General features: G+C 52.8%; 18 protein-coding genes and 1 riboswitch. Of the genes, 9 read left to right on the top strand and 9 right to left on the bottom strand.

Translation table 11 applies throughout. The features are described 5' to 3' along the window. Nucleotides 1-14: 14 nt before the first annotated feature. A complete protein-coding gene (locus O1V65_RS15855; RefSeq protein WP_269130530.1) occupies nucleotides 15-2411 on the bottom strand; it encodes a DNA polymerase II in 2397 nt (798 codons plus the stop codon). Between the two features lie 361 nt (nucleotides 2412-2772). Between O1V65_RS15855 and O1V65_RS15850 the strand changes: the two genes are divergently transcribed. Further along, nucleotides 2773-3540, top strand: a complete 768-nt coding sequence (locus O1V65_RS15850; RefSeq protein ID WP_084911720.1) for a DedA family protein — start codon at nucleotides 2773-2775, stop codon at nucleotides 3538-3540. Nucleotides 3541-3620: 80 nt separating this feature from the next. On the opposite strand, the gene thiQ is transcribed toward O1V65_RS15850, so the two are convergent. The 4 genes from thiQ to sgrR form a co-directional block, all read right to left on the bottom strand. Next, complete coding sequence (thiQ, locus tag O1V65_RS15845; RefSeq protein WP_017489910.1) at nucleotides 3621-4322, bottom strand: thiamine ABC transporter ATP-binding protein ThiQ; 702 nt, start codon at nucleotides 4320-4322, stop codon at nucleotides 3621-3623. After that, complete coding sequence (gene thiP / locus O1V65_RS15840) at nucleotides 4306-5916, bottom strand: thiamine/thiamine pyrophosphate ABC transporter permease ThiP (protein ID WP_017489911.1); 1611 nt, start codon at nucleotides 5914-5916, stop codon at nucleotides 4306-4308. Before thiP ends, thiQ begins: the two co-directional genes overlap by 17 nt. After that, complete coding sequence (gene thiB, locus O1V65_RS15835) at nucleotides 5892-6878, bottom strand: thiamine ABC transporter substrate binding subunit (protein ID WP_017489912.1); 987 nt, start codon at nucleotides 6876-6878, stop codon at nucleotides 5892-5894. Before thiB ends, thiP begins: the two co-directional genes overlap by 25 nt. Before the next feature lie 55 nt (nucleotides 6879-6933). After that, nucleotides 6934-7055: riboswitch (TPP riboswitch) on the bottom strand. A gap of 38 nt (nucleotides 7056-7093) precedes the next feature. Beyond that, the gene (gene sgrR, locus O1V65_RS15830) at nucleotides 7094-8755 is read right to left on the bottom strand and encodes an HTH-type transcriptional regulator SgrR (protein ID WP_017489913.1); all 1662 of its coding nucleotides are present in this window, start codon (nucleotides 8753-8755) and stop codon (nucleotides 7094-7096) included. A 246-nt stretch (nucleotides 8756-9001) separates the two neighbouring features. On the opposite strand from sgrR, the gene O1V65_RS15825 reads away from it, so the two are divergent. Further along, nucleotides 9002-10165 carry an MFS transporter gene (locus O1V65_RS15825; RefSeq protein WP_269129871.1) on the top strand — a complete coding sequence of 388 codons (1164 nt, stop codon included), beginning with the start codon at nucleotides 9002-9004 and terminating at the stop codon, nucleotides 10163-10165. Nucleotides 10166-10208: 43 nt separating this feature from the next. Here the strand turns inward: O1V65_RS15825 and leuD are convergent, their stop codons facing one another. The 4 genes from leuD to leuA are packed head-to-tail and all read right to left on the bottom strand — an operon-like array spanning nucleotide 10209 to nucleotide 14905. Continuing rightward, a complete protein-coding gene (leuD, locus tag O1V65_RS15820; RefSeq protein ID WP_017489915.1) occupies nucleotides 10209-10811 on the bottom strand; it encodes a 3-isopropylmalate dehydratase small subunit in 603 nt (200 codons plus the stop codon). Then, complete coding sequence (leuC, locus tag O1V65_RS15815) at nucleotides 10804-12222, bottom strand: 3-isopropylmalate dehydratase large subunit (protein WP_017489916.1); 1419 nt, start codon at nucleotides 12220-12222, stop codon at nucleotides 10804-10806. Before leuC ends, leuD begins: the two co-directional genes overlap by 8 nt. Beyond that, nucleotides 12222-13313, bottom strand: coding sequence for a 3-isopropylmalate dehydrogenase (gene leuB / locus O1V65_RS15810; protein ID WP_038327480.1), 1092 nt, complete (start codon nucleotides 13311-13313; stop codon nucleotides 12222-12224). Before leuB ends, leuC begins: the two co-directional genes overlap by 1 nt. Before the next feature lie 2 nt (nucleotides 13314-13315). Then, nucleotides 13316-14905, bottom strand: coding sequence for a 2-isopropylmalate synthase (gene leuA / locus O1V65_RS15805; RefSeq protein WP_017489918.1), 1590 nt, complete (start codon nucleotides 14903-14905; stop codon nucleotides 13316-13318). 584 nt (nucleotides 14906-15489) lie between these two features. On the opposite strand from leuA, the gene leuO reads away from it, so the two are divergent. The 7 genes from leuO to ftsL all read left to right on the top strand — a co-directional run bounded on the left by leuO (nucleotide 15490) and on the right by ftsL (nucleotide 22895). Further along, complete coding sequence (gene leuO, locus O1V65_RS15800; protein ID WP_017489919.1) at nucleotides 15490-16464, top strand: transcriptional regulator LeuO; 975 nt, start codon at nucleotides 15490-15492, stop codon at nucleotides 16462-16464. Between the two features lie 625 nt (nucleotides 16465-17089). Then, complete coding sequence (gene ilvI / locus O1V65_RS15795) at nucleotides 17090-18808, top strand: acetolactate synthase 3 large subunit (RefSeq protein WP_026110260.1); 1719 nt, start codon at nucleotides 17090-17092, stop codon at nucleotides 18806-18808. Between the two features lie 2 nt (nucleotides 18809-18810). Beyond that, nucleotides 18811-19302: an acetolactate synthase small subunit gene (gene ilvN, locus O1V65_RS15790; RefSeq protein ID WP_017489921.1), complete on the top strand. Its 492-nt coding sequence runs from the start codon at nucleotides 18811-18813 to the stop codon at nucleotides 19300-19302. Between the two features lie 166 nt (nucleotides 19303-19468). Further along, nucleotides 19469-20473, top strand: a complete 1005-nt coding sequence (cra, locus tag O1V65_RS15785) for a catabolite repressor/activator (RefSeq protein WP_017489922.1) — start codon at nucleotides 19469-19471, stop codon at nucleotides 20471-20473. Between the two features lie 702 nt (nucleotides 20474-21175). Then, nucleotides 21176-21634: a division/cell wall cluster transcriptional repressor MraZ gene (gene mraZ, locus O1V65_RS15780; protein WP_017489923.1), complete on the top strand. Its 459-nt coding sequence runs from the start codon at nucleotides 21176-21178 to the stop codon at nucleotides 21632-21634. Between the two features lie 2 nt (nucleotides 21635-21636). Beyond that, nucleotides 21637-22578: a 16S rRNA (cytosine(1402)-N(4))-methyltransferase RsmH gene (rsmH, locus tag O1V65_RS15775; RefSeq protein WP_017489924.1), complete on the top strand. Its 942-nt coding sequence runs from the start codon at nucleotides 21637-21639 to the stop codon at nucleotides 22576-22578. Next, the gene (gene ftsL, locus O1V65_RS15770; RefSeq protein ID WP_017489925.1) at nucleotides 22575-22895 is read left to right on the top strand and encodes a cell division protein FtsL; all 321 of its coding nucleotides are present in this window, start codon (nucleotides 22575-22577) and stop codon (nucleotides 22893-22895) included. The genes rsmH and ftsL overlap by 4 nt, the downstream gene beginning before the upstream one ends. The last annotated feature ends 22 nt before the right edge of the window (nucleotides 22896-22917 follow it).

The following is a 22917-nucleotide window of genomic DNA, read 5'->3' as shown; positions in this document are numbered from 1 at the left end:
ATTGCGCCTTCTGGCTAAAACAATCCCATTTGTCCCGTTATCAGTGTAGTAAAATCGTCCTGCAGAAAAGGCAGTATGCCGTCAGCAACGGGTTCGAGCTGTTTCTCAATATAGTGGTCGTAGTCGATGGGGGACTGACGATTTTCCAGCGGTTCCGGGCCCGAGGTGGTCATCACGTAGCTTATCCAGCCGCCGTTCTGATACTGCATCGGCCGACCCTGGGCCTGATTGTATTCATCGGCAAGTCGAGCGGCGCGAACGTGCGGCGGAACGTTGCGCTGGTATTCGGTCAGGCGTCGACGCAGGCGTTTACGATAGACCAGCTGTGGGTCAAATTCACCGCTTAACGTGCGGTTGACATAATCACGAATATAGTCCTGATAGCCTTGATGATGAAAAATGCGCTGATAAAGCTCCTGCTGGAAGGTCTGTGCCAGCGGCGTCCAGTCTGTGCGTACCGTTTCGAGGCCCTTGTAAACAATATGCTCGCCTTCGGCGTCTTTTACCAAACCGGCGTAGCGCTTTTTGCTGCCTTGTTCAGAGCCACGAATGGTGGGCATTAAAAAACGTTGGTAGTGAGTTTCAAACTCCAGCTCGAGTGCGCTTTCTAGCCCTAACTCCTGCCCTAAATGCATTTTCCACCAGGCATTCACCTTGGCAACCAGCCGTTTGCCAATCTCGTCGGCCTCGTCTGCCTGATGAGCGCGGTTCAACCATACGAAGGTAGAGTCGGTATCACCATAAATAACCTGATAACCCTCTTCCTCAATCAGCTGACGAGTCTGCTGCATGATGTCGTGACCGCGCAAGGTGATCGACGATGCAAGCCGCGGGTCGAAGAAGCGACATCCGCTGGATCCTAACACGCCATAAAGCGCATTCATGATAATTTTCAGAGCCTGTGAAAGGGGCAAGTTTTTCTGTTTTTTGGCCGCCTCACGACCCTGCCAGATTTGGCGGACTATCTCCGGGAGACAATGCTGCGTGCGCGAGAAACGCGCCTGCCGATAACCGGGAACAGAATGCTCATCGTCGGGTTGTGCAAGCCCGGTTATCAGGCCTACAGGGTCAATCAGAAAGGTGCGAATAATTGACGGATACAGGCTTTTATAGTCCAGCACCAGAACAGAGTCATACAATCCTGGGCGAGAGTCCATCACAAATCCGCCGGGGCTGTTTTCTTCCGGCCTCTCTCCCAAATTCGGTGCAACGTAACCGATACGATGCATTCGCGGCAGATAAAGATGGGTAAATGCTGCCACCGATCCTCCGCTGCGGTCTGCGGCCAGACCGGTGACTGACGCGCGCTCAAGCAAGAAGGAAAGCAGCTCCGTTTTGGCAAACACTCGGGTTACCAGTTCACAGTCCTTGAGGTTGTAGTGAGCCAGTGCCGGTTTGTCTTGCTGAAACCGTTGCTCAATCTCGGCCAGTCGTTGATAGGGGTTGTCGCTGGCTTTGCCTTCACCCAGTAATGTTTGCGAGACGTATTCCAGACTGAATGACGGGAAGTTCCAGGTCGCTGACTTTAATGCTTCAATGCCGTCGATGATGAGTCGGCCAGTGGCCTGTGCAAAGAAGTGCCCTTGCTTAAAGCCGTGCTCCCGCCATTCAAGCGCACTGCCATCACGCCCAAAACGCAGGGGGATTTGATACCGCTCGGCGTGCTTTTGCAGCACGCGCAGGTCAAACTGCACCACGTTCCAGCCAATGATCGCGTCGGGGTCATGCAACTGGAGCCAGTCGTTAAGCCTTTGCAGCAGCTGCGGGCGGCTGTCGACGTATTCTAGCGTAAAGTCGGCATTGGCGTCGGGCGTGCCGTTGGGAGGCCCCAGCATGTAAACCTGCCGCTGGCCACAGCCTTCCAGCCCGATGCAGTAGAGTTCACCGTTGCCGCTGGTTTCAATGTCTAGCGAGCAGAGTTTCAGGCTAGGTCGGTAGGCCTCGGCGGGCTTCATTCGGGTGTTTAGCAGCATGGCATCCTGACCCGGAGTGCCGCTAAACCAGACGGGGGCGGTGATATAGCGCTCCATCAGGAATCGTTCAGGCGGTCGAATGTCGGCTTCATAGAGCGTGAGGCCACCGTCTTTGAGGGTTTTCTCTATGCGCATCAACTGGCGATGCCCGCGGCAATAGAGGCCTAGCACATCGCGCAGGTGGAAATCTTTGAGCGGCAGAGGACGTAGGTCATAACCTTTCTCTGCAAAGAGCAGCTGCTCGGCTCTGGCCCGCTGTTCCGACGGCAAAAAGGCCACCGACTCCTGTGGGGGGAGTCTAACCTTTTGCGGGCCTTGGTCCGTGGCCAGCCAAAACTCGACCTCTGTGCCCTGTGGGGTGTCCCGCCAGTGACGAGTGAGGACAAAACCCTGACTTGGTTGAGTTTGCTGATTTTTTTGCGCGGCGACGTGGTTGATAACGACCTCAGTCAATAACGATGGATGCTTCAGTCTGAAGAGAAAGGGGCTGGCTGAGCAAAACCTGTAAGCGTTAAATATAGCATGGTTATTTATACAGTTCCCGTTGTTAAGATACGCGATAAGGGCCAATGCAGAAGGGAAGGATTAAATGCACATACAATTAGTGGGTTGACTCGTCTTAACCATTTACCGACAATTCAGCCTCTTTCATTTTCGCTTAAGCTGTGTCGGGTAAACTTCTGTATCCCCTCACAGAGAGTCAACCGCCTGTTGTGAGTCGACAGTCTTCAACCTTGATTTACCTGAAGTCATTAAAGGTTTGCTGTACGCCTGATGCGTACCTTAACACTGGAATTTTATGGAAGCCTATCTACAACATTTGGTCGCTCAGTCCGTGGGTTTCGCGCTTATCCTTGTTTCTGTTGTGGCGTTTTTCGAGTCGCTGGCACTAGTGGGTTTACTGCTGCCGGGCACGGTCATGATGGCAACGCTGGGCACCCTCATTGGCAGCGGACAAGTGGGTCTATATGAAGCCTGGCTGGCAGCAGGACTTGGATGTTTCGTTGGTGACTGGACGTCATACTTTATTGGGCGTGGATTCAAAGGGCCGCTGCACAACTGGTCGTTTTTGAAACGCTATCAGGCATTGCTCGACAAAACGGGACATGCACTTGAGCAGCATAGCTTTGCGACCGTAATTTTGGGGCGCTTTATTGGCCCAACGCGTCCGCTGGTGCCGCTGGTGGCGGGGATGCTTAACCTGCCGCCACTGAAATTTGCACCGCCAAATATTGTCGGCTGTATCACCTGGCCCCCGGTTTATTTTTTGCCGGGTATTCTGGCCGGAGTCGCGATAGATATTCCTCACAGCCACAGCAGCACGGTCTTTAAATGGGCGTTGTTCATTACCGTTGTGCTGATTTGGTTAAGTGCCTGGCTGGTGTGGCGTTGGATACGTTCCGAAAAGGTGCAAGCCGATGCCGTCTCGAAGTGGCTGCCGCTAGCGCGCCTGCGTTGGGTAAGCATCATCAGCCTCGTCGCAACAGCGGTGAGTATTTATATGTTGAGTAAGCAGCCGCTGATGCCGATTTACGCGCATCTACTCTATAAAGTCATCACCCGCTAACCCCACTTCGTCCTTGACGCTGTAGCTTCGTTGGCTGCGGCGTCTCGCCTGAATTACTTACTGATGTGGCGTTGAGAGGATTATTTATTGACGATCCCCAGTATCGCTGCTTCGGAGGCGGTGCCGTCTACCAGCGCCTGCGTTGGGCCGTCGTAGTCAACCCGGCCATCGACTATCAGCAGTGTGCGTTCTGCTATTCGTGCTGCGTCATCGAGATTGTGGGACACCATTAACAAGGTCAGCTGCCGTTGGTCGCAGACGTTATCTAGCAGCGTCAGCATTTCGCTGCGCAGTGCCGGGTCTAGCGCCGAGAAGGGTTCGTCCAGCAGCAATATAGGCTGGCTGCGCAGCAGGCAGCGCGCTAAGGCAACGCGCTGGCGTTGTCCGCCCGAAAGCTGCGAGGGTAACCTGTCCAGGCACTCTTCCAGCCCAACCTGTTGTGCCAATGCTTCGAGTTCTTGCTTCTGCGATTGATTGAGTTTCAAACCTGGGTGCAGCCCCAGGCCCATGTTCTGGCGCACGGTCAGATGGGAAAACAGATTATTTTCCTGAAACAGCATCGAGACAGGCCGTTTGGCCGGTGGCGTGCTCGTATGGTCCTGCTGGTTAAGCTCAATCTCACCGCGTCCTGGTCTAAGAAAGCCGGCAATCAGGCTTAGCAGGGTGCTTTTACCCGCACCGCTTGGGCCAAGAATAGCCACACGTTCGCCGGCATTGATCTGTAGATCAAAGCGCATCGGCAGATTATCAAACAGGTAAGTGACTCTATTGAGTGTCAGCATGGCGGCCCGGCAGTCTTTCGATAAGAGTAAACAGCAAGAAGCAGAGGAACAGTAACAGCATCGCTGTGACGGCCCCCTGTTGGCTTCGATAGGAGCCCATCTGTTGATAGAGATAGAAAGGCAGTGTGCGGAAATTTTCATTACCAAACAGTGCAATAACGCCGAAATCACCCAGCGACAGTACGCAGGCAAATGCCAGCGCCTGTGTCATTGGGCGCTTCAACGCGCTGAGTTCAATCCATCTCAGTCGGTTCCAGCCGCGCATATCAAGCGAGAGGCACAGCTGGGTGTAGCGTTCGGCGACGTCGCGCATCGGATTTTCGAGCACCTTAAGGGCGTAGGGGACAGCCATCAATGCGTTGGTCAAAATTACCAGCGCCCATGGTGACTGTGGCAGCCCGACGGTGTCGTTAAGCAACAGAAAGAAGCCGGTGGCAAGAACGATACCGGGCATCGCCAGAATCAGCATGCCGGAAAGCTCAAAGCTCTGGCCCCATTGATGACGCTGCCGCAATCGCAGTTCTCGACTGGTCCATAGCAGCATCATGGTCAGCAACAAGCAGAGTAGGCCGCTGCCTGCGGCGAGGCGCACCGACATCCACAGCGATTGCCAGAGTGCGTCTTGCTGCAGCACGTTTAACAGTGAAGCATTTACTCCGCCAAGCACTACTGCGAGCAGCGGCGGCAGGATAAGCAATAACGCGAGAGTAATCAGTAGAGTATCAAACACTCGGCGCAGCAGAGAGTCGTCCGGATTGCGCCAGCGCTGCGCGTGGGTATGACCCACCGGCAGAGCTTGACTCAGCTTCTGGCTGAGCAACACTAATCCAAGGCAGCAAAATAGCTGGATGAGCGCCAACAGCGCGGCGCGGCCGAGGTCATAGTCGTAACTAAGTGCTTGATAAATAGCCAGCTCAATGGTGGTGGCCTTCGGGCCGCCGCCGAGTGAGAGCACGGTGGCAAAGCTGGCGAAGCACAACATAAAAATTAGCGCACCCGCAGGCAATATTTGGCGTTTCAGCGCGGGCCATTCTACGAACCTGAACTGCTGCCAGCCGTTCATGCCGAGCTGCGCGGCAAGCTGGCGTTGTTCAATGGCAATATTTTCAAGAGATTGCAGCAGCAATCGCGTCGCCAGTGGCAAATTGAAAAATACGTGGGCGAGCAGAATGCCTTGTAGCCCATAGGGTGAGAAGCGATAGGGAAGGCCAATGAGGGCACACAGCTGAGAAAGCCATCCTTCGCGGCCATAGACGCTCAAAATACCAAACACCGCAACCAGCACCGGCAGGACCAGCGTCATGGCGCAGAGACGCAGCAGCCACTGCCTGCCGGGAAAACGTCGGCGGTAAAGACTTCGCGCCAGCAAAATAGCAGGAAGCATGGAACACAGCGCCGACAACAATGCCTGCCAGAAGGTAAAGCGAATGACGTGCCAGAGATAGCTGTCCTGCCAGACTGACCTGAACGCCAGCGCCGGTGCGTGGTGCAGCAGCGACCCCAGCGCCAAAAAGGCAACCAGCAGGATAACCAGTGCGGCTATGGCACCCGGCCATAGCCAGGCAGGGATCAGCGGCTGACGGCGTTCTGCCATGCCTGAGTCCATTTACTGCGGTTTTCAGCGACGGTCTTGGCGCTGTATTGAAGCGAAATAGCTGGCACGATAAGGGCATCATATCCTGCCGGCAGCGGCGTTTTGACCGCAGGATACATCCAGTTGCCTGTTGGGATCGCATTCTGGAAGCCCGGACTGGTGACAAATTTCATAAATTTTGCAGCCAGTTCAGGATGTTTGCTGGCAGCCAACTGGCCGGCAACTTCAACCTGCATGTATTGGCCTTCGCTGAAGTTGGCCGCCGCATAATTATCTTTTTTCTCTTCAATGATGTGATAAGCCGGAGAGGTGGTATAGCTCAACACAAGGGAGCTCTCGCCCTTCAGGAACAAGCCATAAGCCTCGCTCCAGCCTTTTGTGACGGTCACGGTCTTCTTGGCCAGCTTCTGCCAGGCCTCAGGCGCTTTATCGCCGTAGACTTTTTGTACCCACAGCAGCAGACCCAGACCTGGGGTACTGGTGCGAGGATCTTCGTAGATAATTGTCCACGGTTGCGGGCTGTCGACCAACTCTTGCAGGCTCTTCGGCGGATTCTTCAGCTTGTTTTTGTCATACACGAAGGCGAAGTAGCCGTAGTCGTATGGCACGAAGGTGCGGTCTTTCCAGCCACCCGGGATGTCCAGCGCAGTCTTGTCGACCGCCGGTTTGGCGAACAGACCGGTTTGTTCCGCAGCCTGCAGCAGGTTGTTGTCCAGACCCACAACCACGTCAGCCGGGCTGTTTTTTCCTTCCATACGCAGGCGATTGAGCAGCGAGACGCCGTCTTCCAGCGGGACATATTTCAGTTCACAGCCACAGTTGGCCTCGAAGGCTTTCTTGATGGCCGGACCTGGGCCCCAGTCGGCAGAGAAGGAGTCGTAGGTGTAAACGGTCAGAACAGGCTTGGCGGCCAGCGCCGGTGCGGCGACAAGCATCAGGCAGGGCAGTAATTTTTTAAACACTTTGCACTCCAACTTTACCTAAAGAAAAATAGGGGGGGCAAAGGACTTTGAGTCAGCGGGATGCACTCTCAAATCCCTTCGCCGGTATTAACCGGATCAGGTTCGACGGGTTTTTTCTCAGCCTCTTCCCCGCTTCGCCGTAGCGAAAAGCGTGAATCAGCACCCCGTTGAGAACGCGCTATTGTAGAGATTAAGTTAATGGGTTGAAAGCGGGTTTATGCGTCAGGAGGCGCAAACCAGGCAGATTTAAAGTCGAACCAACCCAGCGTATTCATCCTTACGCCGCGCATGCTGCGCTGTCCCTGTAGCAAAAGCCAATGGTGAAACAGAGGGTGAATGTGTCCGCCGTTGACCAGTTTCTGCGTCCATTCCGCCAGTGGCAGTTCACCGGCACGCCATTTCTGCGCCGCATTCTCAAGCCTGTCACCGAGACAAAATTGCATCAGCGGTAGCTCGAACAAGGTGGCAAACAGCGAAAACTCAATCGGTAGGGTAAAGTTGGCGCTGCCGAGCCACAAATCGCTCTTTGCCTCCCCACGATGCCAGGTAGCGTAATCAACTATCTGCACGTTGAGCTTCACATCGTGTGCCGCCAGCAGCGGGGCGAGCGCCTGGCAGATGTCCTGATACTCTGAGTGATCGCTGTAAAAGGTGAGGGTGAGTTCTTTAATATCTATCGGTTTTGGCTGCTGTAGCTGGGGGCGTCGATGGTGCCAGCGCGGCAATAATCCGTATGCCGGTGACCAATAGCGTTGATACGCAGGAGCAGAAGCATTGAGCAGCGCAATCGGATTAATCACCTCACACAGCCATTCCCGCAGCATAGTATTGCTTCCCGCCGGAGAACGCTGGTCGAAGAGCACAAAGTAGCAGCCTTCTTCGAGTCGACTTTCAAGCTGATCGTTAGCGGTATCGTCAGCCTGTAGTTGAACGCCAGAGTGCACTAATTCCTCGGTCAGCTCCGGCAGTACCCAGATGTTGACCTCATCGAGCAGCGCCCGATAGCCAAAATACTCATCAAAGGCGCGGATCCTCAGCTGCGTTTGCTGATTATGCACCACCGCATAGGGGCCGGTGCCTATGGGGTGACGGGCAAAATCAGGCAGTGACGCCCACTCCTGCGGCAGGATAAGCGCATGTACGCTGCCCAGTAGCCAGGGCAACCAGTGGTCTGGCTGGCGGAGATGAATATCGATGACGTTTGGCGTTGGCGATTCGACCCGTGAAAAGTGCGTGAACAGCGGGTGGTGTTTCAAACGGGCAAAGGTGGTGATGATATCGGTCATCTCCAGCTCTCGACCGTGATGAAAATGAATCGCCGGGCGTAAATAAAAGCGCCAGTGAAGCGGGGTAACAGATTGCCAATGATGGGCGATATCCCCTCGTAGTTCCCCGTTTTCCTCATTTATGCCAATCAGGCCGCTGAAGATCTGTCGCGCCAGATGCGTCTCAGAACGTCTTAGCATCGAGCCCGGCAACAGGTTAGGCAGCGAGCGATAGTAAAGTACACGAAGTATATGTTTACCCTGGCGAAAACGGCGACCGAGCTGAGAAAGCAGCATCTGTCGCACCAGCGTTTTGTCGCCAACCAGCTGTACCACTTGGTCCACCCGATCCTGTTCGATCAGCTCCTCGGCCCGCAGTTGCTGGAGTGCGAGGCCGGTAAGGTGGAACGTCAGCCGCGATTTTTTACCTCTTCCCGATTCAGCTTCCCAGTTTATCCAGCCCTCATTCTGCATGCTGCCGAGCAGCGATCGCATGTGCCGACGTGAGCAGTTAATGGCCTCCGACAGCGACTGTAGCGTGGTCTCTGCGGATTGACCCTGGCAATGCTGCCACAGTCGCAGGAACTGCTGTTGCAAGCGAGGTGAGGACATAAAAGAGGAACTCCTGTCATAAAACTCATCAATTTATCTTTCCTCATATTACGCCCATAATCCCTGTCATCAAACAGTCCTGTGCCGTGATGCATCTAGCTTCGCGGCCGGTAAACAGTTTTCTGAGTAATGGTGAAACGTCGCCAGCCAGTGGGTTCTCTCACTGGTTTTTTTCTGTTCCTCACTTACTCTTTGAGTTAAACGGGGTATTTCACTCTGCCGCTTTGCCGCAATCAGGGATGGTTTATGTCTTCTCGCCGCTTGTCGATTATCTTCGCTACATTTCTGCTGGTTTCCTTTTTAACGGGTATTGCCGGAGCGCTTCAGGCGCCTACGCTTAGCCTTTTTCTGACCAACGAGGTGAAAGTCAGGCCACTGTGGGTCGGGTTGTTCTATACCGTGAATGCGCTGGGCGGGATCGTTATCAGCTTTTTGTTGGCGAACTATTCGGATAAGAAGGGCGATCGTCGAAAATTGCTGTTTTTTTGCACCCTAATGGCTATTGGGAACAGCCTGATTTTTGCCTACAGCCGCGACTATCTGGTGCTTATCAGCGTCGGCGTTTTGCTGGCCGCCATCGGCAACGCCTCCATGCCGCAGCTGTTCGCCTTGGCGCGAGAATATGCCGACAGATCTGCCCGTGAAGTGGTGATGTTCAGCTCGATGATGCGTGCGACGCTGTCTCTCGCCTGGGTGCTGGGGCCGCCGATTTCCTTCACGCTGGCGCTGAACTACGGCTTTACACTGATGTATCTCTGCGCCGCTGGCGTATTTATTTTCAGTGCGTTGATGGTGTGGTTCTTCCTGCCTTCCGTCGGGCGAATCGAGCAACCGGTCGATAAGGTCGTGGTACACGTCAGCGCATGGAAAAACCGCGACGTCCGCCTGTTGTTCTTTGCCTCTTTACTGATGTGGACCTGCAATATTATGTACATCATTGATATGCCGCTGTATATCACTTCAGATCTTGGGTTGCCCGAGGGGCTTGCGGGTCTTTTGATGGGGGCGGCGGCAGGGCTTGAAATTCCGGTGATGCTGATTGCAGGTTATCTGGTCAAGCGCACCGGAAAACGCCGCCTGATGCTGTGCGCGGCCGTATTTGGCATTCTGTTCTATCTCGGATTGGTGCTTTTCCAGTTTAAGGCCGCGCTGATGATCCTCCAGCTGTTTAACGCCATTTTCATCGGAATTATCGCCGGGATCGGGATGCTCTATTTTCAGGATCTGATGCCCGGCAGGGCGGGTTCTGCCACCACGTTGTTCACCAACAGTATCTCGACCGGAGCAATTTTAGCGGGCGTGATTCAAGGCACTATCGTGCAGAACTTTGGGCATTATCAGGTTTATTGGATGGCATTAGCGCTGGCGGTTGGGGCATTGGTGCTGATGACGAGGGTTAAAAATGTTTAACCCGCCTCGCAGCGGGTTAAGAGTTTAGTACTAACTGGTTCAATTACTTCATGAATGACGGCTGCTTTTTCTCATAGGCCGAGATGCTTTCTTCGTGCTGAAGGGTCAGGCCGATGCTGTCCAGACCGTTCATCATGCAGTGGCGGCGGAAGCTGTCGATTACAAACGCATACTCTTTCCCTCCGGCTCTGACTACCTGATTTTCGAGATCGACTTCGACGCTAATGCCTACATTTTCTCTCGTTAATGTAAACAGCTCGTCGATCTGCTCTTCGCTGAGCGTCACCGGCAGCAGCTGGTTGTTAAACGAGTTGTTATAGAAAATGTCGGCAAAGCTCGGAGCAATGACCGCATGGAAACCATAATCGGTCAATGCCCACGGCGCGTGCTCACGTGAGGAGCCGCTGCCAAAGTTTTCTCGTGCCAACAATATGCTGGCACCCTGATATTCAGGTTTATTCAGAATAAAATCAGGGTTTGGGGTATAGCCTTGCCCTTCGAGATAGCGCCAGTCGTAAAACAGGAACTGCCCAAAGCCAACGCGTGTGACCATTTGCAGGAACTGCTTTGGCACGATGGCGTCGGTATCGACGTTAGCAATGTCCAACGGCAGGACCAGACCGGTGTGGGTGATAAATTTAACCACGCGCGTCTCCTTGGTTCAGTTCGCGGATATCGGTAAAATGACCGCTAACCGCCGCTGCCGCCGCCATTGCTGGACTCACCAGATGCGTGCGTCCACCGCGACCCTGACGGCCTTCGAAATTACGGTTGCTGGTCGAGGCACAGCGTTCGCCTGGATTCAGACGATCGTTGTTCATCGCCAGGCACATTGAGCAGCCTGGCAAACGCCATTCAAAACCGGCCTCGATGAAGATTTTGTCCAGACCTTCTTCCTCTGCCTGTGCTTTCACCGGGCCAGACCCAGGGACCACAATTGCCTGCACGCCAGCGGCGACCTTGCGACCTTTGGCTATGGCGGCGGCCGCACGCAAGTCTTCGATGCGCGAGTTGGTACAGGATCCGATAAATACTTTATCAATGGCCACGTCGGTCAGCTTAATCCCCGGCTTCAGGTTCATGTAAGCCAAGGCTTTTTCAGCGGAAGCGCGCTCAATAGGATCGCTGAAAGAGGCAGGATCAGGGATAGTCTGGTTGACGCCCATCACCTGACCGGGATTGGTGCCCCAGGTGACCTGAGGGGCAATGTCGGCCACATCTAGCGTGACAACTTGATCAAACGTCGCGTCGGCGTCGGACTTCATGGTTTCCCAATAGGCGACGGCGTCGTCCCAGTCCTGACCTTTAGGGGCAAACTTACGGCCCTTCAGGTAGGCATAGGTGGTCGCGTCGGAGGCCACCAGCCCGGCTTTTGCGCCCAGCTCAATCGACATGTTACACAGGGTCATACGACCTTCCATGCTCAACGCCTCGACCGCTGGACCACAGTATTCCACGACGTGACCGGTACCGCCGGCGGTGCCGGTTTTACCGATCACTGCCAGAATAATGTCCTTCGCCGTGATACCGACAGGCGCATCACCAACGATTTCGATTTTCATCGTCTTCGCGCGGCCCTGTTTCAGCGTCTGCGTTGCCAGCACGTGCTCAACCTCTGAAGTCCCGATACCAAACGCCAATGCACCAAACGCGCCATGGGTCGAGGTGTGCGAGTCGCCGCACACCAGCGTCATGCCGGGTAGGGTCAGGCCTTGCTCTGGGCCCATCACGTGGACGATGCCCTGATAAGGGTGCTTGAGGTCGTATAATTCGATGCCAAATTCAGCGCAGTTCTTGATTAACTCCTGCATCTGAATTCGCGCCATTTCACCGCTAGCGTTGATGTCTTTGGTCTGAGTTGAAACGTTATGATCCATGGTGCCGAAGGTTTTACCCGGTTGGCGCACGCCGCGATTCATCGCCCGCAGACCGTCAAAGGCCTGCGGAGTGGTGACTTCATGAATCAGATGGCGGTCGATATACAGCAGTGGCGTCTCGTTCTCAGCCTCGAACACCACGTGCGCATCGAATAATTTTTGATATAACGTTTTGGACATTACGCCCCCTCGGCAACAACACGCGCAATGATGTCGCCCATTTCATTGGTTCCCATGGCCTGACCGCCCTGCGCCAGGTCTCCGGTACGATGACCCTGTTCCAGAACCTTGTTAACTGCCTGTTCGATTGCCGTGGCCGCGTCTTCGGCACCCAGGCTGTAACGCAACAGCAGTGCGGCAGACAGAATTTGGGCGATCGGGTTGGCAATGTCTTTACCGGCGATGTCCGGCGCGGAGCCGCCAGCAGGTTCAAACAGACCAAATGACTCTTCGTTCATGCTGGCAGAAGGCAACATGCCCATTGAACCGGTGATCATCGCGCATTCGTCGGACAGGATATCGCCGAACAGGTTGGAACACAGCATCACGTCAAACTGCGACGGGTCTTTAATCAGCTGCATGGTCGCATTGTCGATATACATGTGAGTCAGGCTGACGTCTGGGAAATCCTTCGCTACTTCGCTGACCACTTCGCGCCACAGGATTGAGGATTGCAGCACGTTGGCTTTATCGATGGAGGTCACTTTATTGCCGCGTTTGCGTGCCGATTCGAAGGCGATGCGGGCAATACGTTCAATCTCAAAACGGTGATAAACCTCGGTATCGAAGGCTTTTTCATGCATACCTTGACCTTCGCGGCCTTTAGGCTGACCGAAATAGATGCCGCCGGTTAACTCGCGGACGCACAGAATATCGAAACCCCGTGCGGCGATGTCACTGCGCAGCGGGCAGAACGCTTCCAGCCCCTGGTACAGGCGTGCCGGACGCAGGTTGCTGAACAGCTTGAAATGCTTACGCAGCGGCAGCAAAGCGCCGCGCTCAGGCTGCTCGTCTGCCGGCAGGTGTTCCCATTTTGGACCGCCAACGGAGCCGAAGAGAATTGCATCTGCCTGTTCACAGCCGGCAACGGTTGCCGCTGGCAGCGCAGTACCGTGGTTGTCGATGGCTGCGCCACCCACGTCGTATTCACGGGTCGTGATATTCAAACCAAAGCGCTGGCGCACTGCCTCAAGCACTTTATAGGCCTGAGCCATAACTTCCGGACCAATTCCGTCACCGGGTAATACAGCAATATGATGGGTCTTACTCATGTTCACACCGTTTCCTGATTATTTTGTTTACTAGTCTGGGTAATACGATCGCTTTGCAGACGCTGTTTTTCTATCTCGACCTGTTTGCTGCGCCAGATGCTGTTCAGCACATGCACCATCGCTTTCGCGGAAGATTCTACAATATCGGTTGCCAGCCCAACGCCGTGGAAACGACGCCCCTGGTAAGACACAACTATATCAACCTGGCCCAATGCGTCACGGCCGTGGCCCTTCGCCGTCAGCTGATATTTGATTAATTCTATCTGATAGCCGGTGATGCGATTAATAGCCTGATATACGGCATCGACCGGCCCGTTGCCGGTCGCCGCTTCGGTTTGAATTTCTTCACCGCAGGCCAGATTTACCGAGGCGGTGGCCGTGATGCTTGAACCTGACTGCACGCTGAAGTTATCCAGACGATAAAACTCAGGCTCTTCCTGCTGTTTGTTGATAAACACCAGGGCTTCTAAATCATAATCGAAAACCTGCCCTTTTTTGTCGGCCAGCTTCAGGAAGGCGCTGTACAGGTGATCCATATTATAGTCGGATTCCTTATAGCCCATCTCTTCCATACGGTGTTTCACCGCCGCGCGACCAGAGCGAGAAGTCAGGTTCAACTGTACCTGGTTCAGGCCAATCGATTCCGGCGTCATGATCTCATAGTTTTCACGATTCTTCAGAACGCCGTCCTGATGAATTCCTGATGAGTGTGCAAAGGCGTTAGAGCCGACAATCGCCTTATTGCCCGGAATGGGCATGTTGGTTATCTGGCTGACAATCTGGCTAGTGCGGTAGATTTCTTTGTGATTGATGTTGGTATGGACCTGCATGTATTCAGAGCGGGTCTTGATAGCCATGATAACTTCTTCCAGCGCCGTATTGCCTGCGCGCTCGCCAATACCGTTCAGCGTGCCTTCAACCTGACGCGCACCGGCCTGAATTGCCGCAATCGAGTTACCGACCGCCATGCCCAGATCGTCATGGCAGTGTACTGAAATCACGGCTTTATCGATGTTCGGAACGCGTTCATACAGATTGGTAATGATACCGCTGAACTGGTGAGGCGTGGTGTAACCCACGGTGTCAGGAATATTGATGGTCGTTGCACCGGCTTTAATTGCGGCTTCGACCACGCGGCACAGGTTGTCCAGCGGTGTGCGGCCTGCGTCTTCGCATGAGAATTCCACGTCGTCGGTATAGTTGCGTGCGCGCTTGACCGAATGAACCGCCATATCCAGCACCTGATCGAAAGAACGCTTCAGTTTGGATTCGATGTGCAGGGTAGAGGTGGCCAAAAATACGTGAATACGGAAGGCTTCTGCAACGCGCAGCGCTTCGGCAGCCACGTCGATATCGCCGTCAACGCAGCGTGCCAGACCACAAACGCGGCTGTTTTTAATCTGACGGGCAATGGTTTGTACCGACTCGAAATCACCAGGAGAAGAAACAGGAAAACCGACTTCCATGACGTCCACGCCCATTCTTTCAAGGGCGATGGCGATTTGCAGTTTATCTTTCACACTCAGGCTCGCCTGCAGTGCCTGTTCGCCATCACGCAGCGTGGTATCGAAAATAATGACTTGTTCGCTCATCTTAGTGTTCCTTGTCTGGGTTACTTTCGCGCGTTGCGGATAAAAAAAAACCCGCGCATTTGCGCGGGTTTGCTGTTTGTGGAGGCTGAAATCAGTTGTGATTTTCACCCACTGGCATACCGCGCAATGAATCTGCGTTGAGTAGTAGGCCAAGTAGACGGGTGAATTTAAACATGTGTATTTCAACTTCTCAGTATTTGGGGGGCGTTTTGCCTGTGGCCTAAATTGATACGTGAATGTGAAGTTGATGTCAACTTAAGAATGTTTGAAGTCACAAAATGACAAAGAGCAGAGAGGGAGAGTGAGGCGGAATAAAATTCTGCCTTTGTCTAAAAATCTGGTGCGATTGTTGGTGTGGATCGGATGGAGGCGTTGAATCTCGAAAATTATCAGCTTTTACTCATTATTTTCGGGCTCACAAAACGGATAATCAGGAATTACTCATGCTTGAAAATGGCGCTTTGGGTTAGCTTATTGAACTAAGTCTTAATTGTCTTTGGCAGGCTGTTTATTCGCGTGCCAGGTAATAGGGTTTTTTCTGCGCATTGGTTTTAATGGGCTTATATTATAATTTGGGAGGCGCAATGTCTGACGTTATTTTAGATAAAACTCAGGATGAAAATATCCCCGACAATACTCTGCGAACCCGTCACGAGGACAATCATTTGCGTCGTGCGGATTTAAATTTATTAACCGTATTTGATGCCGTTATGCAATTGCAGAATATTACTCGTGCGGCCCAAATGCTGGGTATGTCGCAGCCGGCGGTGAGCAACGCCGTTTCACGGTTGAAGAATATGTTCAGCGACGAGCTTTTTGTCCGCTCTGGGCGCGGTATTGAGCCAACGGCAAGGGCGCACCAACTCTATGGTCCGATCCGCCAGGCGCTGCAGCTGGTCACCAATGAGCTGCCCGGCCTCGGGTTTGACCCACAGACCAGTAGACGTCAATTCTCAATTACTATTAGCAGCCCGCTCGATATCCTGCTGGCACCAAAAATTCTTAGCCGCCTCAGCCAGCGCTCTCATTGCGTGACGCTTAATATCGAGTCGCTGGTTAACGAAAACCTGGACAATCAGCTGCGTTATCAGGAGCTGGAGTTTGCCATTGGTTATCGCGGTATTGAACGTTCTGATTTTTATAATCAGAAGTTGTTCGACGATGAGCTGGTGCTTATTTCCTCCAGAAATCATCCGCGAATAGGGCAGCAGAGCAGTGAGTGCTACTACTTTAATGAGAAGCACGCGGTGGTCAGGCTCAGCAATCACTGCTCATTCAGCTCTCCTTATTACAATACCCCTGAAACTCAGCAAAGAGTCTGCTATCAGGGCGCGAGCCTCATCAGCGTGATGGAGATAGTCTCACAGACGCAGATGCTGGCTCTGGTTCCTGGATGGCTGGCTGAGCAAAACGCCCATCGGCTGTCGTTAAAAATAGACACACTTGACTGGATGAACAACAAGTTAACCAGTTATTTATCCTGGCATGAGTCTGCCAGTAAAGATAAAGGAAATCTGTGGATGAAAGACTTGTTAATGCAGTGTGCGGAGCTTGAATAAAGAGTGCAGGTTATTAATTGATTCGCGTGACGGACAATGCGCACAAAGTGAATTGTCAGTGATTAATATTAGGTGTTTATGCTTTAGCAGATTTTTATACTAAGGTTTTCAGACGGAAATTTCTTATCCTCGCAAGCCGTGAAATCTTTCTTCTGGGCTCACTTCTTCCTGTTAACAGAGGGAGTGAGATTCAGTAATGAGGGGCTAGATTCATTAATTTTGTTAAAAATCAAGAGAAATGATCTTGCTTATTTCTTATATCGTGATGCCGATCACTTAATTGCGCTAAGAAAATTATGTCCATCTGGGGCATAATTTAACTCTGTAATTCTTTCCTTCCTCGTTATTTCCCCCAGATGGCCGACCCGTTATATGGTTTTTTATGTTGATAAGTTGATTAAGCGCAGCGGCAGGCTGTTTTCAGCAACAACACGCATTATTTTGTCGTTTGCCTGGTCCAAATTCTGACGTTAAGGTAATCAGTTATATTGCAGAACGATAATTGCATAACGAACAAAGCATACTAAAGAAGGGTGCGAAGCCCTCTTATCCGGGATTAGGGAATGATTTCCGACATCCATTAGAAACGAGTCGTCCTAAAGAACAAAAGCCTGGAGGCAAACCCATGGAGATGTTGTCAGGAGCCGAGATGGTCGTCCGGTCGTTAATCGATCAGGGCGTAAAACATGTATTCGGTTATCCCGGCGGAGCGGTGTTGGATATCTATGATGCCCTGCACACAGTCGGCGGGATTGATCATGTGCTAGTAAGACATGAGCAGGGCGCTGTGCATATGGCTGATGGCTATGCGCGCGCGACGGGAGAAGTCGGCGTGGTGCTGGTCACCTCAGGTCCAGGTGCTACCAACGCAATCACCGGGATTGCTACCGCTTACATGGACTCTATTCCTATGGTGGTGCTCTCCGGTCAGGTTCACAGCTCACTGATTGGTTACGATGCCTTCCAGGAATGCGACATGGTCGGGATCTCCCGTCCTATCGTTAAGCATAGTTTTTTGGTCAAGCGTGCCGAAGATATCCCCACCGTCCTGAAGAAAGCCTTCTATCTGGCTTCAACCGGTCGACCGGGTCCGGTGGTTATTGACTTGCCGAAAGACGTCGTGAACCCTCAGGTCAAGCTGCCTTATGCTTATCCTGAGCAGGTGTCGCTGCGCTCTTATAACCCGACGGTGCAGGGTCACCGCGGGCAGATCAAACGCGCTCTGCAAACGCTGATATCGGCCAAGAAACCGGTGCTTTACGTCGGTGGCGGTGCGGTTAATTCTGATTGTAGCGCTGAGCTGCTGAAGCTTGCCGAAACGCTGAATTTGCCGGTGACCTCAACGCTGATGGGGCTGGGCGCGTTTCCGGGCACCCACCGTCAGAGCGTTGGCATGCTGGGGATGCACGGCACTTATGAAGCCAATATGACCATGCACAATGCCGACCTTATTTTCGGCGTGGGTGTGCGTTTTGACGACCGTACCACCAATAACCTTGAGAAGTATTGCCCGAACGCCACCATCATGCACATTGATATTGACCCGACGTCGATTTCGAAAACGGTGAATGCCGATATCCCTATCGTGGGTGACGCTAAACAAACGCTGGTGCAGATGCTTGAGCTGCTTGAAAGTTCTGACGAAAAGCAGGAGCTTGACGCACTGAGCGACTGGTGGCAGAGCATCGAACAATGGCGTGCCAAGAATTGCCTGGGCTATGACAAAAATACTGGCACCATCAAACCGCAGGCGGTGATCGAGACTCTGCATCGTTTGACTAAGGGTGATGCCTATGTCACCTCTGACGTGGGCCAGCACCAGATGTTTGCTGCGCTTTACTATCAGTTCGACAAACCGCGTCGCTGGATAAACTCCGGCGGTCTGGGCACCATGGGCTTTGGCCTGCCTGCCGCACTGGGTGTCAAACTCGGTCTGCCAGACGAAACCGTGGTCTGCGTAACCGGTGACGGCAGCATCCAGATGAACATTCAGGAGCTGTCTACCGCGCTGCAATACGATCTCCCAGTTGTTATTGTTAACCTTAACAACGGCTATCTGGGCATGGTGAAGCAGTGGCAGGATATGATCTATTCCGGTCGTCACTCGCAGTCTTACATGCAGTCGCTGCCTGATTTCGTCAAACTGGCCGAAGCCTATGGTCATGTGGGGATGGCGATTCGCCATCCTGACGAGTTGGAAAGCAAGCTGGCGGAAGCGCTGGCAATGAAAAATCGTCTGGTATTTGTTGATATCAGCGTGGATGAAACCGAGCACGTTTACCCGATGTTGATCCGTGGCGGTGGAATGGACGAAATGTGGTTAAGCAAAACGGAGAGGACATAATCATGCGCCGGATTTTATCTGTACTGTTAGAAAACGAATCGGGCGCACTGTCACGCGTGGTCGGGCTGTTCTCCCAGCGCGGCTATAACATTGAAAGCCTGACCGTGGCGCCGACCGACGATCCCACGCTCTCACGCATGACCATTCAGACCGTGGGCGATGCCAAGGTTCTTGAGCAGATAGAAAAGCAGCTGCACAAGCTGGTCGACGTGCTGCGAGTGAACGAACTGGTGCAGGGCGCCCACGTCGAGCGCGAGATAATGTTGGTGAAACTGCAGGCGACCGGCTACGGACGCGAAGAGATCAAACGTTCTACCGAAATCTTCCGTGGGCAGATTGTCGATGTGACTGCTACGCTTTACACGGTTCAGCTTGCCGGTACCAGCGACAAACTTGACGCCTTCCTCAACACGGTGCGCGAAGTCGCAGAAATTGTTGAAGTGGCTCGTTCAGGCGTGGTCGGTGTGTCCCGTGGTGACAAGGTGATGCGCTAACAGGTCATCGCCCGGCGACAAATGTGTTTTGTGTCGTCGTTCAAAAAGCTCAACTTCGGTTGGGCTTTTTTTGTTATGGGGCGATGAGTTATCGTAAAACACCTTGCCGAGTAGGGTCTTCTCGGGTTAGATATTGAGAGTATTTACTTCAATTAAGGGGTTCGTGGTGAAACTGGATGAAATCGCGAGGTTAGCGGGTGTTTCGCGTACCACTGCCAGTTATGTAATTAATGGCAAAGCGAAGCAGTATCGTGTCAGCGATAAGACAGTCGAGAAGGTCATGGCTGTCGTGAAGGAACATAATTATCACCCCAACGCCGTTGCAGCAGGTTTGCGCGCTGGCAGGACCCGTTCGATCGGGCTGGTCATTCCTGATTTGGAAAATACCAGCTATACCAAAATCGCCAATTTTCTCGAGCGTCAGGCGCGTCAGCGCGGCTATCAGCTGTTGATTGCCTGCTCCGAGGATCAGCCTGATAACGAGATGCGCTGCATCGAGCATCTGCTTCAGCGTCAGGTTGACGCCATCATTATCTCGACCTCGCTGCCGCCGGAGCATCCGTTTTATCAGCGCTGGGCCAAAGACGACTTTCCGATTATTGCGCTCGACCGCGCACTTGATCCTGAAAACTTTATCAGCGTTGTCGGTGCGGATCAGGAAGATGCCTTCATGCTGGCGCAGGAGCTGCGCAACTTCCCGGCCGAGAGCGTGTTGTATCTGGGCGCACTCCCTGAACTCTCCGTCAGCTTCCTGCGTGAGCAGGGATTCCGTCAGGCTTGGGAAGGTGACGCGCGTCAACCAGAGTATCTTTACGCCAACGCCTATGACCGCGACTCTGCGGCGCAGGTTTTTGCCCAGTGGCTGAAGACCCACGAGATGCCGAAGGCGTTATACACCACCTCGTTCCAGCTGTTGCAGGGAGTGATGGACGTTACCCTGAGAGAGAAAGGGCGTCTGCCGTCCGATCTTGCGATCGCGACCTTTGGCGACAACGAGCTGCTCGACTTCCTGGAATGTCCAGTGCTTGCCGTCGCACAGCGTCATCGTGACGTTGCAGAACGCGTGCTCGAGCTGGTGCTTGCCTGCCTTGATGAGCCGAAGAAACCGAAAGCCGGCCTCACCCGCATTCGCCGCAATCTTTTCCGCCGCGGTCGCCTTAGTCGTAAGTGATAATGTGAAGCGGATTAAGCGTTCACGCTTTTCCGCTTCCATTGCCCTCTGCCTCTCTTTTTCCTTAGCTTTACAAAACAATACTTTTCTCGTGGCGGAATTTCAGCCAAAAACATTGCGGGTATTCTTAAAAGGGCATTAACCATTAAGATTAAGAGCAATCTCACACAAATAATTATTTGAAAATGGTTTCGCTAATAAAAATGGAATAATCAATTTTAAAAATACGTGATTATTACGCCCTATTCTGCTGTAGAATTCCCGGCTTAATTTGGCCAGACGGTTTTGAACCTTGCTCCTTTAGCCGCAAAAGCCGCAGCAAGCGGGGTTGGTGAGCGTGCTGGACCTTTTTTAGGTGCTTAAAGCTTGGCGCTGGTTTTAAAGTAATTAGCAAAGTTCGTGGTTTTAAGAAATGAGAGATCGGTAGCAGAAGAATATAATTAGATAAATAATGGCCAAGTTGATTTAATTTTGACCGTTATTGTTATTTAAATGATTTTTCCTCAACTAATCATAGCGTTATTTTTTAATCCCTCAGAAAGACCCCTTCAAGGTTCGGATTTTGCCTAACTTATTGCCTGTAAATAATCGGAAACCTTGGCCTCTCTGGCTTGACAAGGTTTTAAAAGCATCCGTAAACTCCTTTAAGTGGGAATTTGTGGTGTAAAGTGGTGAAAAGGGTCATTGAGGGGTAGCTCAGGTATGTTTCGTGGGGCAACGATGGTTAACCTCGACAGCAAAGGGCGGCTTGCCGTACCCACCCGATATCGGGATTTGCTGAGCGAAGAGTCGCAAGGTCAGATGGTCTGCACCATCGATCTTCATCACCCATGCCTGCTTCTTTACACCTTGCCCGAATGGGAAGTTATCGAACAAAAATTGTCCCGTCTGTCGAGCATGAACCCGGTCGAGCGTCGTATTCAGCGTTTGTTATTGGGTCACGCGAGTGAATGTCAGATGGATAACGCCGGGCGTCTGCTCATCGTAAACACTTTGCGACAGCACGCTGGGCTGGCCAAAGAAGTGATGCTGGTTGGGCAGTTCAACAAGTTTGAACTGTGGGATGAACAGACCTGGTATCAACAAGTCAAGGAAGACATTGACGCTGAACAATCGTCTCAGGAACCGCTTTCCGAGAGATTACAGGACTTGTCACTATAAGCATGCTTGAAAATTACAAACATACATCCGTGTTATTGGATGAAGCCGTAAATGGGCTGAACATTCGCCCCGACGGCATTTACATTGATGGAACCTTTGGTCGCGGCGGTCATTCGCGACTGATTTTGTCACAGCTTGGCCCTGAAGGACGTTTATTGGCTATCGACCGCGATCCTCAGGCGATCGAAGCCTCGAAGGCGATTGACGATCCACGTTTTTCTATCGTGCATGGCCCGTTTTCCGAGCTGGCAGAATACGTCAAGGATCGCGGCCTGGTAGGCAAGATTGACGGTATTTTGCTGGATCTTGGCGTATCTTCGCCGCAGTTGGACGATCCGGAGCGTGGCTTCTCGTTTATGCGTGACGGACCTCTGGACATGCGTATGGATCCGAGCCGTGGTTATTCAGCAGCTGAATGGTTGATGAAGGCAGAAGCCGAAGATATTGCCTGGGTATTGAAGACTTTCGGCGAAGAACGTTTCGCCAAGCGTATTGCCCGCGCCATCGTTGAACGCAACCGCGAACAGCCAATGACGCGCACCAAGGAGCTGGCCGACCTGATTGCCAATGCCTCACCGATTCGTGAGAAGCATAAGCATCCGGCGACGCGCAGCTTCCAGGCTGTGCGTATTTATATCAACAGCGAGCTGGAAGAGATAGAACGCGCACTCGACGGCGCACTCGAAGTTCTGGCAACCGATGGCCGCCTGTCCGTCATCAGTTTCCACTCGCTGGAAGACAGAATTGTTAAACGATTTATTCGCCAGCACAGCCGGGGACCGCAGGTGCCATCGGGGATCCCGATGACCGAAGCGCAGTTGCAGAGTCTCGGAGGACGCACCCTTAAATCCATCGGCAAAATGATGCCGTCGGAGGCCGAGGTGGCAGAAAATCCACGAGCACGCAGTTCAGTACTGCGTTTTGCCGCGAGGACCGCGCAATGATAGGTAATGAGCGTCATGGTTTGGTTGGGGTCATTTTCAGCGACATTTTGCGCAACGGAAAGATCCCGATGATTTTGCTTGTCTCGACTCTGATAAGCGCTATGGCGGTCGTTACGGTATCACATAAAACGCGTCTGCTGACGGCTCAGCGTGAACAGCTGGTTTTGGAAAAGGATGCGCTGGATATTGAATGGCGCAACCTAATCCTCGAAGAGAATGCCCTCGGCGATCACAGCCGGGTAGAACGTATCGCAACGGAAAAATTGCAGATGCAACATGTTGACCCTTCTCAGGAAACCATTGTTGTGCAGCAATAAAATTATTCTGCTTTAAGGCTTC

Origin of the sequence: Rouxiella badensis, assembly GCF_026967515.2 — a bacterium.
Taxonomy (GTDB): Bacteria; Pseudomonadota; Gammaproteobacteria; order Enterobacterales; family Enterobacteriaceae; genus Rouxiella; species Rouxiella badensis.
This window is presented reverse-complemented; position numbering and strand designations above follow the sequence as displayed.